At 59.4% G+C, this 10163-nt stretch carries 10 protein-coding genes; 5 read left to right on the plus strand and 5 right to left on the minus strand.

Annotated features, from left to right (window positions below):
* Window positions 1-213 precede the first annotated feature (213 nt).
* Entirely contained in the window at window positions 214-615 is a 402-nt protein-coding gene (locus tag FEM54_RS14650; protein WP_138451589.1) for a hypothetical protein, read from the plus strand.
* A gap of 43 nt (window positions 616-658) precedes the next feature.
* Here the strand turns inward: FEM54_RS14650 and FEM54_RS14655 are convergent, their stop codons facing one another.
* Window positions 659-1324, minus strand: coding sequence for a polysaccharide lyase family 7 protein (locus tag FEM54_RS14655; protein ID WP_017139391.1), 666 nt, complete (start codon window positions 1322-1324; stop codon window positions 659-661).
* Window positions 1325-1634: 310 nt separating this feature from the next.
* Here FEM54_RS14655 and FEM54_RS14660 point away from each other — a divergent pair, with 310 nt between their 5' ends.
* Genes FEM54_RS14660 through FEM54_RS14670 form a run of 3 tightly spaced genes read left to right on the plus strand, consistent with a single transcriptional unit; the run spans window position 1635 to window position 4598 of the window.
* Complete coding sequence (locus FEM54_RS14660; RefSeq protein ID WP_138451591.1) at window positions 1635-3740, plus strand: putative bifunctional diguanylate cyclase/phosphodiesterase; 2106 nt, start codon at window positions 1635-1637, stop codon at window positions 3738-3740.
* A gap of 42 nt (window positions 3741-3782) precedes the next feature.
* Window positions 3783-4283, plus strand: a complete 501-nt coding sequence (locus tag FEM54_RS14665; protein ID WP_017139389.1) for a M48 metallopeptidase family protein — start codon at window positions 3783-3785, stop codon at window positions 4281-4283.
* An 18-nt stretch (window positions 4284-4301) separates the two neighbouring features.
* Window positions 4302-4598: a winged helix-turn-helix domain-containing protein gene (locus FEM54_RS14670; protein ID WP_017139388.1), complete on the plus strand. Its 297-nt coding sequence runs from the start codon at window positions 4302-4304 to the stop codon at window positions 4596-4598.
* 103 nt (window positions 4599-4701) lie between these two features.
* Here FEM54_RS14670 and FEM54_RS14675 read toward each other — a convergent pair whose 3' ends face one another.
* The gene (locus FEM54_RS14675) at window positions 4702-5154 is read right to left on the minus strand and encodes a GNAT family N-acetyltransferase (protein WP_017139387.1); all 453 of its coding nucleotides are present in this window, start codon (window positions 5152-5154) and stop codon (window positions 4702-4704) included.
* 198 nt (window positions 5155-5352) lie between these two features.
* Between FEM54_RS14675 and FEM54_RS14680 the strand changes: the two genes are divergently transcribed.
* Complete coding sequence (locus FEM54_RS14680) at window positions 5353-6090, plus strand: substrate-binding periplasmic protein (protein ID WP_017139386.1); 738 nt, start codon at window positions 5353-5355, stop codon at window positions 6088-6090.
* A 94-nt stretch (window positions 6091-6184) separates the two neighbouring features.
* On the opposite strand, the gene yccS is transcribed toward FEM54_RS14680, so the two are convergent.
* From yccS to FEM54_RS14695, 3 genes are all read right to left on the minus strand, one after another.
* Window positions 6185-8368, minus strand: a complete 2184-nt coding sequence (gene yccS / locus FEM54_RS14685) for a YccS family putative transporter (RefSeq protein ID WP_138451593.1) — start codon at window positions 8366-8368, stop codon at window positions 6185-6187.
* A gap of 232 nt (window positions 8369-8600) precedes the next feature.
* Window positions 8601-9779: a BaiN/RdsA family NAD(P)/FAD-dependent oxidoreductase gene (locus tag FEM54_RS14690; RefSeq protein ID WP_138451595.1), complete on the minus strand. Its 1179-nt coding sequence runs from the start codon at window positions 9777-9779 to the stop codon at window positions 8601-8603.
* A gap of 136 nt (window positions 9780-9915) precedes the next feature.
* On the minus strand, window positions 9916-10163 hold a 248-nt coding region (locus FEM54_RS14695), incomplete at its 5' end, for a DbpA RNA binding domain-containing protein (RefSeq protein WP_171045841.1).

Genomic DNA, 10163 nt, shown 5'->3' on the forward strand with positions numbered 1-10163 from the left:
GGGAATAGTCTTGGTGTTTGTCGGAGTTTGCCTACGAATAGTGGCGACTCAACAGTTGTTTGCGATCGGAAGCATCCTAAAGCCGGTCAGTAGAACGCACAGTGTCTTGATGGTTTTTCTGTTTTATTTGTACACCATTGAAAGTGCGCTTTTATCGCCTTCGAATCATTTAAGGTTGGGCTTTGAAATGTATTCGATTAGAGAGAAGTGATAATGAACTTTATTAAAGTTGCTGGCATTTTCATAGCGTTGATGGCAGTGGGCTCTGCTGCGTCGGTCTATGGGAAAGGCAGGGTATATACAGCGTCTGTTGACGATAAGGGAACGGTCTATGCGCAATCGCCCACGTGGATTAAAGAAGTAAAGTTGACTGCGCAACCTGACTACTTTTCAGAGTATAAAGTTAGATTCGTGCCCGGTGTTTTTAAAGAGGTGCCGAGCTTCTGTACGGTGTCGGTGACGGATGTGTACTCTAATGAACGTATCTTCTATGGTCACGCCAAGTTGGGTGGGCTGCCGGCGATCAATTACATTAATGTATTGACACTCAAAGTAGGCGATAACAAACCCGCCGGCGATTCTTCAATGGGCTTTATGCTGATGTGCGTTGATTAAACCCACTAAGAGGCCCCGTTACTAACGGGGCTTCTTTCACGCTCTACTCGTGATCAATATCCAACTTGGCAAACGTCACCCGTGCGCCTTCCTTGCTGTCGCCGCTGTTGTCCTGCACATACACCCCTGCCTTGAAGTACAGCGGTTTCGCACCCCACGCGGCGCCTATGCGCTCGTTCCATTCGCCATCTGCGGCATACACATTGAGCAGCCCGGCTTTATTGAGGTTGATCACGTAGGTAAAGCTCTTGTTGAGTGGCACATTGGAGGCGACGGTGACCACGCGCCCCTCACCATCATCCGGGCGCATGCGCACCTTGGCGACGATGTTGCCGGTCTGGGTTTTTTCCTTGAATTGGTACTCCAGTTTGATCAGCGGTTTCTGGCTGTCATACGCGTGGATCTGGCCGATAACCACTTTGCCGCTGGAGGGCACCTGGTTGACGGCCACGGTGGCGCGCAGGAAGTTGTTGGCTTCGTTGTAAGTCCAGTTGCGCAGGCGCCCATCGGCGTAGGTTTCGCGTAACTCGCTGCGTGGGTAGATGGCGTTTTCGGTGCGGGTGCCGGTCACGGGTGTCCAGAATTGCACGTTGCTGCCTTCGGCCTGGAAGTACTGGTCCTTGAAGCCGCTCAGCAGCTTGGGGGTGTCGATGGTCGTGGGCGGGGAGCCGACCGGGATGCTGAGGTTCCAGGTGGAAAGGTCGATCATGGTGTTGGCCTTTTACAGAGGGTGAAGGCTTTAGCCCGAGGGCTGTACAGGTTCTTTATAGGCGGTGGTTGTCCGGTTGTTAAACAGTTTGTGGCAAATTATTGGCGTCAGCTAAATGCCAAAAAGCCATGTTTCCCACAGGCCGTGGGATGTAGGGCTTGACCGTTAGTCGGCTTCCTGAGCTTTGGCGCAATGATGGCATCCACGTCACTTCTGCTTTTTTTAAAGCGGGGCTAGAGTGAGCCCTCAGTGTTTGTCCGGTTTTTGTAGCAGAAGTGACCGGTGCAGCCCCTCAAGGAAGAGACGTAGCATGGATTGCGCTCCACACCCCGGCGATGGCAGTTCGGTTCTTTTGGTCGTCGATGACTACCCGGAAAACCTCATCAGCATGCGTGCGCTTTTGCAGCGTGAAGACTGGCACGTGATCACGGCCGCTTCCGGGCTGGAAGCCTTGGAGTTGCTGCTTGCCCACGAGGTCGACCTGGTCTTGCTGGATGTACGCATGCCCGGCATGGATGGCTTTGAAGTCGCACGCCTGATGCGTGGCAGCCAGCGCACACGCATGACGCCGATTATCTTTCTCACGGCCCACGCCCAATCGTCCGCCGCTGTGCAGGAAGGCTATGCCAGCGGCGCGATCGACTATCTGTTCAAACCCTTTGACCCGCAGGTGCTCAAGCCCAAGGTCCAGGCCCTGCTGGAGCAGCAGCGCAACCGCCGCGCCTTGCAGCGCCTGAGCCACGACCTGGAGTTGGCGCGTGCCTTCAACGCCTCGGTGCTCGACAACGCCGCCGAAGGCCTGTTGGTGGTGGGCGAGGGCAGTGTGATCGAGTACGCCAACCCGGCGATTTCACGCTTGCTGAACGCCACCATGGCCGAGTTGCAGGGCGAGAGTTTCTTGAGCTTCCTGCAAAAACCCCATGTGCCCGCGTGGTTGAGTTTCCCGATGTACGAGGCATACCGCCGGGGTGAAACGTGGCGTCAGCACGACGCGATTTTGCGCACCGGCCGTGGTCAGCAGGTGCCCGTGGCGTTGTCCTGTGCACCGCTGCCCGCCGAGCAGAAGGCCATGGTGGTGACCGTGCTGGACATGTCCGAGGTACGCCATCTGCACCAGCAGTTGGAGTTCCAGGCCGTGACCGATCCGTTGACGGGGCTGTTGAACCGGCGCGGCTTTCACCAGGCGGTGGAGAACATCTTGCTGCGCAGTGAGCGTAACGAGCAGTCGCTGGTGTTGCTGTATCTGGACCTGGACGGTTTCAAACGGGTCAATGACTCGTTGGGCCACGACGCGGGTGACCGCGTGCTGCGCTGGGTCTCGGAGCAGATGCAGGCCTGCTTGCGCTCCTGCGACATTCTCGGGCGTATGGGCGGGGATGAGTTCACCGCATTGCTGGAGTTGGAGTGCCCGGAGCAGGCCGCCAAGATTTCGGAAAAACTGATCGAAAGAGTGTCTGTGTGCCAGCAAGTGGACGGTTTGGAGGTGATGCTTGGCGTCAGCATCGGCATCGCGACGTTCCCGGACTGCGGCTCCGACCTGAGCGGCCTGTTGCGTGCGGCGGATATCGCCATGTACGAAGCCAAGCGCGCGGGCCGTCAGCAATATCGCTATTACGATCAGGAAATGAACGGCCGCGCCCGTTCGCGGTTGATGCTGGAAGACAGCGTGCGCACCGCGATTCAAAACAAGGACTTCACCCTGGTCTACCAGCCCCAGGTCTCTTTGGAAGACGGGCGCTTGCGCGGTGTCGAGGCGCTGCTGCGCTGGCAGCACCCCAGCGTCGGCGATGTGCCGCCGGGCTTATTCTTGCCGCTGCTTGAAGAGGCGCGGCTGATCAGCCAGTTGAGCGCCTGGATCTACCAGCAAGTCGCTGCCCAGCGCCAAGCCTGGCAAGCCACCTTCGATCAAGAGTTGGTGCTGAGCGTGAGCTTGAGTGCCAGCCAGTTCAATATGCCCAACCTCGCCAGCCAACTGCAGCAGGTACTCGAGCGGCATGGGTTGCAGGGGCGCCAGATGGAGGTGGAAATCAGCGAAGACAGCCTGATGAGTAACCTGGAAGAGACCCATAAGCAGCTTAAGTTATTGCGCCAGATCGGCGTGCGCATTGCCTTGGATGACTTCGGCCTGGGCCAATGCTCCCTGGCCCACCTGCGGGACCTGGAGTTCGATACGCTCAAGCTCGACCCGCAACTGGTGGCGCGCCTGCCAGGCTCGGTAAGGGACGCGGCAATGGCGCGCAGTATCATCCAGTTATGCGCACATTTTGAGGTGTTGGTGATCGCCGAGGGTGTGGAAACCCTCGAGCAGTCAACGTGGCTCAAGGCCAATGGCTGCGCATTTATTCAGGGGCCGTTGGCTGCCCAACCGTTGGTGGCGGAGGAAGTGGCTGCCTGGTCCCACCCTCGTCTGCTGTGAATTCGCTACACTGGCGGCCTTCAAACCCTGTTGCAGAACCCCATGACCGCGCTGAAATACCTCCAGGCCTACCCCGCAGCGCTCCAGGAGCAAGTGCGCCAATTGATCGCCAAGGACCAATTGGGCGCCTACCTGGAGCAACGCTACCCCGAGCGCCACGGCGTGCAGAGCGACAAGGCGTTATACAGCTATGCCCTGGCGTTGAAGCAGGAACACTTGCGCAACGCGCCGGCCATCGACAAAGTGCTGTTCGACAACCGCCTGGACCTCACCCACCGCGCCCTGGGCCTGCACACCACGATTTCACGGGTGCAGGGCGGCAACCTCAAAGCCAAGAAAGAAATCCGCATTGCGGCGCTGTTCAAGGAAGCCGCACCGGAGTTTCTGCGCATGATCGTGGTGCACGAGCTGGCGCACTTCAAGGAATCGGACCACAACAAGGCGTTTTATAAACTCTGTGAGTACATGATGCCGGGCTACCATCAGGTGGAGTTCGACCTGCGGGTGTACCTCACGTATCGCGACTTGCAGGGCAAGCCCTAACTTCAAAAGGCGTCGAGCATGGATGTGAGCAAGACCAAAAGCAGTTTCTACCGCCGCCTGTATGTGGCCTACCTGATCGACAGCGGCCAGGCCAGCAGCGTGCCGGCACTCACCGACGCCACCGGGATGCCACGGCGCACGGCGCAGGACACGATTGCGGCGTTGGCTGATCTGGATATTGTGTGTGAGTTTGAGCAGGAGGATGGCGCGCGCAATCATGCCGGGCGTTATCGGATTCGTAGCTGGGGTGCGATTGATCGGCGCTGGATCGAGGCGAACCTTGCGGCGGTCAAGCAGGTGTTGGGTTATCCCTGAACCGGGTGCTTGCAGCTCTGGCCTCATCGCAGGCAAGCCAGCTCCCACACTTGAAGTATTCGCAATTCAACGTGTGGGAGCTGGCTTGCCTGCGATGGCGTCCTTACTGGCGCCGCATACCAATATGGGGAATGTCATCCTCCAGGTATTCCTCACCCGCCACTTCAAACCCATACTTGCCGTAATACCCTTGCAAATGCGCCTGGGCTGACAGATAGATCGGCGTCTGCGGCCAGATGTCTTCAATGCGCTTGAGGGCTTCTTCCATCATCTGGTGCCCCAGCCCGGTACCGCGTGCCACCGGCGCGACGATCACCCGGCCAATCACCACATCACCGCCCTGGGATTCCGGGTCCAGCAGGCGCAGGTAGGCCACCAGCACGTCATCTTGCCAGGCCATCAAGTGGTGGGTATCGCCCGAAAGATCCTGCCCGTCGAGGTCTTGATAAACGCATTTTTGCTCGACGACAAACACCTCATTGCGCAGACGCATAATGGTGTACAGCTGCTCTTTGCCGAGGTCTTCGTGATGTTTGCAGACCCATTCAACCGTCATGGCGTTTTCCCTTATTAATGTCTGTGGCCGATAGTAAGCGCCGCCGCCCGTCCTGTCTAAATTGAGCATTTTTGTGAATGGCGTCAATTTGCCATCATTCAGTCCGATCGCCACAGGCTTCTTTGTGTAATCTGCAATACAGGCTCATTGATGAGCTACTGTTATCAGGCCAATGCCTGCCCGCCAAGGACTTTGAGCATGCCGCGATTTTCTCGTGCCGTTGCTTTAATAGGAGTGTTGCTGCTGGCTCAGCCGGCGGTGGCGCAGCGCCTGCGACTGGTAGCGGATGTATGGCCACCGTTTACCGATTCGACCTTGATCAACGGCGGCCTGGCCACTGATATTGTCAGTACGGCGCTGGCTCGAGCAGGCTATGCCAGTGATTTCGAACAAGTGCCATGGGCGCGGGCGCTGATGGGCGTGGGCGATGGCCGTTATGACGTGTTGATCAACGCCTGGTACGACGATGCCCGCACCAAGCTGGGCCAGTTTTCCGGCGAATACCTGATGAATCGCGTGCGGTTTATCAAGCGCCGCGACGACCCGATCGATTATCAGAACCTGGAGCAACTGCACGACGATCCCATCGCCGTGGTGCGCGGCTACGCCTATTCGGCGGCGTTCGACCAGGATGCGCAGTTGCAGAAAGTGCCGGTGCATAACTTCGCCATGGCGGTGCGTATGCTCGCGGCCAAACGCGTCAAGCTGACGCTGGAAGATGAGTTTGTGGCCCGCTATTACCTGGCGCGGGAGTCGCCACGGGTGCGCAACGCGGTGGAGTTTTTACCCAAGCCGTTGAGCGAGAACAGCCTGCATATTCTGGTGAGCCTGAAGAACCCGGAGCATGAACAGATCGTGGCCAGCTTTGATCGGGAGATTGCGCGGATGAAGGCAGATGGCAGTTATGCGCGGTTGATGAAGGAGCATGGGATGTAGTGTTTCTGCTGGCCCCATCGCAGGCAAGCCAGCTCCCACATTTTGAATGGCGAACACCTTCAAAGGTGGGAGCAGGCTTGCCTGCGATGGCGGTCTACGCTGCGCTGGTATCTTTGATCAAATGCGCCGCCAACGTGCGCAACGGCCCCAACTGCCGGCAAATCAACGCCAGTTGCGTCTGCACCAGCCGCTGCCCTTCATCGATCTCATCGGGCATCTGCTCCAGGTCCGCCGCCAACGCTTCCTCGGCATCACTCTGAATCGCGATGGGCTGCTTGTTGGCCAGCCCCGTGGCGATTTCGTCGATACTCGCCGCCAGGCTGTTACCGGCGCCGTCGATCAGATGTTCACGCACGTCGGCCGGTAATTGAGTCTCCCGATGCGCACCCAGCCCGGAAAGGTAACTGAGCAAGGTGTGCGACAGCACCAGAAAGCGGAAGCCCACATCGGCTTCCTTACGGAAATGCCCAGGTTCCATGAGCATATTCGCCAGCGTGGTCGACAGCGCCGCATCGGCGTTGTGCGCATTGCGCCGCGCCAGCCGGTAGGCCAGGTCGTCGCGCTTGCCGGCGGCGTATTGCTGCATGATCTGGCGCAGGTAAATGCTGTTGCAGGTCAGGGTGTTGGCCAGCACTTTGTTCAGGCGCCGGCCTTGCCAGTCCGGCAGGAACAGGAAGACCGCCAGGCCTGCAATCAAACTGCCCAGCAAGGTATCGAACAGGCGCGGCAGGAACAGCCCGTAACCGTCGCCCACCTGGTTGAAGCAGAACAGCACCATCAGGGTGATCGCCGCGGTGGCCAACGTGTAGCGGGTGGTACGGTTGATAAAGAACACCAGGCCTGCGGCGATGGCGAACATCGACTGCACCAACGGGTTTGGGAACAGATCAAACAGCGCCCAGGCCACGGTCAGGCCGATGGCGGTGCCGATGATCCGCTGGCCCAGCTTGCGCCGCGTGGCGCCGTAGTTGGGTTGGCACACGAACAGGGTGGTGAGGATGATCCAGTAGCCTTGGGACGGGTGGATCAAGTGCACCATCCAATAGCCGATACTCAGTGCCAGCGGCAGGCGCAGGGCGTGACGGAACAGCAGTGACGTCGGCGTCAGTTGCGTGCGCAGGCGCGTCCACATTTCCTTGAGGTTGCGCGGGGCACGGTCCAGCAGGCTGCTGTCGGTGGCGTCGGCCAGGGAGTCGGGGTTGCTGGCATCGCCGAGCAGGCGGTCGAGGGTGGACAGGTTGGCGGCCAACGCACGCAACGAGCGCAACAGGCCACGCCAGGCCGGGTTGCTCTGGATGCGCAGGTGTTCCAGGGAGGCGTTCAGGTCGCCCAGGGCTTCAGCGAAGCTGTCGTCATAAATGAACGGCTGGCGCAGCTGGATCGATTCGGCCAGGGCCTGGCAGGCCTTGCCTTGCTGGCGCAACAGGCGCTGGCAGCGGAACAGCACGTCGCTGTGGAAGAAGGCTTCAGCCAGGGCGTTGTAAGGGTAGTGGGACGAGCTGGCGCGTTCGTGGATATCCTGGGCCAGAAAATACAGCTTCAGGTAACGGCTGACTTTTGAGCCGGGGCGGCCATTGCCTACGCGGTGCAGGATGATTTCTTTCGCGGCATTCAGCGCCGCCACCACCCGGCCGTTTTGCTGGGCCAGTTCCAGGCGGCGCGCTTCCACATCCAGTTGGCGGATCGGCTCGAACAGCGACGATTTAAGCTTGAGGTAACGCCCCAGCTCCCGAAACAACCGCGCCAGGCTTTGCTGCACCGGCTGGTTGGAAAACAGTGCCTGCCACAGCACCGACAGCGCGCCATACCACGCGGCGCCGGCCACCAGCAGCAACGGCTCGTGCCAGAAGTCGGTGACGGCGCCACCGCGCTGGTCCACGCCGATCATGGTGTACACCGACAGAATCAACGTCGCTGAAGCAATCGCGCCATACCGTTCGCCCAACGCGCCGAGCATGGTCAGGCAGAAGCTGGCCAGGGCCAGGGCGATGGCGAAGATCCACGGATAAGGGAACAGCAGTTCAACCGACAGTGCGGCGACACTGAAACACACCAGCGTTACCGCCAACGCATTCAGGCGGCCCTGCCAACTGTCATCGGTCTCGGCCAGGGCGCTGGCGATAATCCCCAGGAACAGCGGGATCAGCAGGGTCATTTCGTTTTGATACCAGCACAGCGCCATGCTGCCGGTGAGGGCGATGAATACCCGAACGCTGTAACTGAATTTATCCAGCGCCCACAGGCGCCGCATGGACTGCTTGAACGAGGTCGATGACATGAAGTCTGGAGTCTTCCGGGACGATGCCGCTAAATTGAGCCAGTAATGACGCCACGGCAAGCGTGGCGATCACATGTAACAGCAAAATTTATTCCAGCCAACATCCTAAGAACACCACGAAACTACTGTGGGAGCTGGCTTGCCTGCGATAGCGGCGGTGAATCCAACACCGCTATCGCAGCGGTGCGACGATTCGACGAGCCAGCTCCCACCTGTTGACTGCGTACATTCTTCAGGCGTATTGGGCGGCTGCGTAACCGGAAGCCCATGCCCACTGGAAGTTGAACCCACCCAGGTGACCGGTCACATCCAGCACTTCACCGATAAAGTACAAGCCCGGGCTTTTCAGCGACTCCATGGTCTTGGACGACACTTCCCGCGTGTCCACGCCACCCAGCGTCACCTCGGCCGTGCGATAGCCTTCGGTGCCCGCCGGTACCAACTGCCAGCTCGACAGCTTTTGCGCGATGTCGGCCACTTCGGCGTGGGTGTATTGCTTCATCGGCTTGGACACAAACCAGATCTGCGCCAACAGGTTGGCCATCTTCTTGGTGAAGATCTCACCCAGCAGGGTTTTCAGCTCGCTGTTGGGGTGCTCGACCTGTTGCTGTTGCAGCCAGGTGTGGGCGTCGTGGTCGGGCAGCAGGTTGATTTCAACCGTGTCACCGGTCTCCCAGTAGGAAGAGATCTGCAAAATCGCCGGGCCACTGAGGCCACGGTGGGTAAACAAGATGTTCTCGCGAAAGCTCTGGTCGTTGCAGCTCACCAGGCAATCCACGGACGTACCGGACAACTCGCCGCACAACTCCTTGAGCTGGTCGGTGATGGTGAACGGCACCAAGCCTGCGCGGGTCGGCAGCAGTTCGTGGCCAAACTGCTTGGCCACCTGGTAACCAAAACCGGTGGCGCCCAGGGTCGGAATCGACAGGCCGCCGGTGGCGATCACCAGGGATTCGCAGCGCAGTTCGCCCAAGGTGGTTTGCAGTTGATAGCCGCCGTCGACTTTGGCAATTTCCTCGATGAAGGTGTCCAGGTGCAGGCTCACGCCGGTCTGGATGCACTCATCGAGCAGCATGCCGAGGATGTCGCTGGACTTGTTATCGCAGAACAGCTGGCCGAGTTTTTTCTCGTGGTACGGCACGCCGTGCTTGGCCACCAGCCCGATGAAATCCCACTGGGTGTAGCGGGCCAGGGCCGACTTGCAGAAATGCGCGTTGTGCGAGAGGAAGTTGGCCGGCTCGGTGTACATGTTGGTGAAATTGCAGCGGCCACCGCCGGACATCAGGATCTTTTTGCCGGCCTTGTTGGCGTGGTCGATCAGCATCACCTTGCGCCCACGCCCGGCGGCGGTCAGCGCGCACATCAAGCCTGCGGCGCCGGCGCCAATGATCACAACTTCGGTCGAGCGCAAAACAGTTTCCTCATGTTCATCAGATCAGATCGTTCCCACGCTCTGCGTGGGAACGCATCCCGTGACGCTCTGCGTCACAAAGCGGACGCAGAGCGTCCATGGCGGCATTCCCACGCGGAGCGTGGGAACGATCAGGTCAGAGGATCCGCACGCGCAACGAGCGGCCTTTGATCTTGCCGTCATTCAAACGCTGCAACGCCTGCTTGGCGATCCCGCGCTCAACAGCCACGAACGCCTGGAAATCAAAGATCGCGATCTTGCCGACTTGGGCACCCGGAATCCCGGCGTCACCGGTCAGTGCGCCAAGGATGTCGCCTGGGCGCACCTTGTCTTTACGGCCGGCGGCGATGCACAACGTGCTCATCTGTGGCAGCAACGGGCCAC

It is taken from the genome of Pseudomonas edaphica, from assembly GCF_005863185.1.
Taxonomy (GTDB): Bacteria; Pseudomonadota; Gammaproteobacteria; order Pseudomonadales; family Pseudomonadaceae; genus Aquipseudomonas; species Aquipseudomonas edaphica.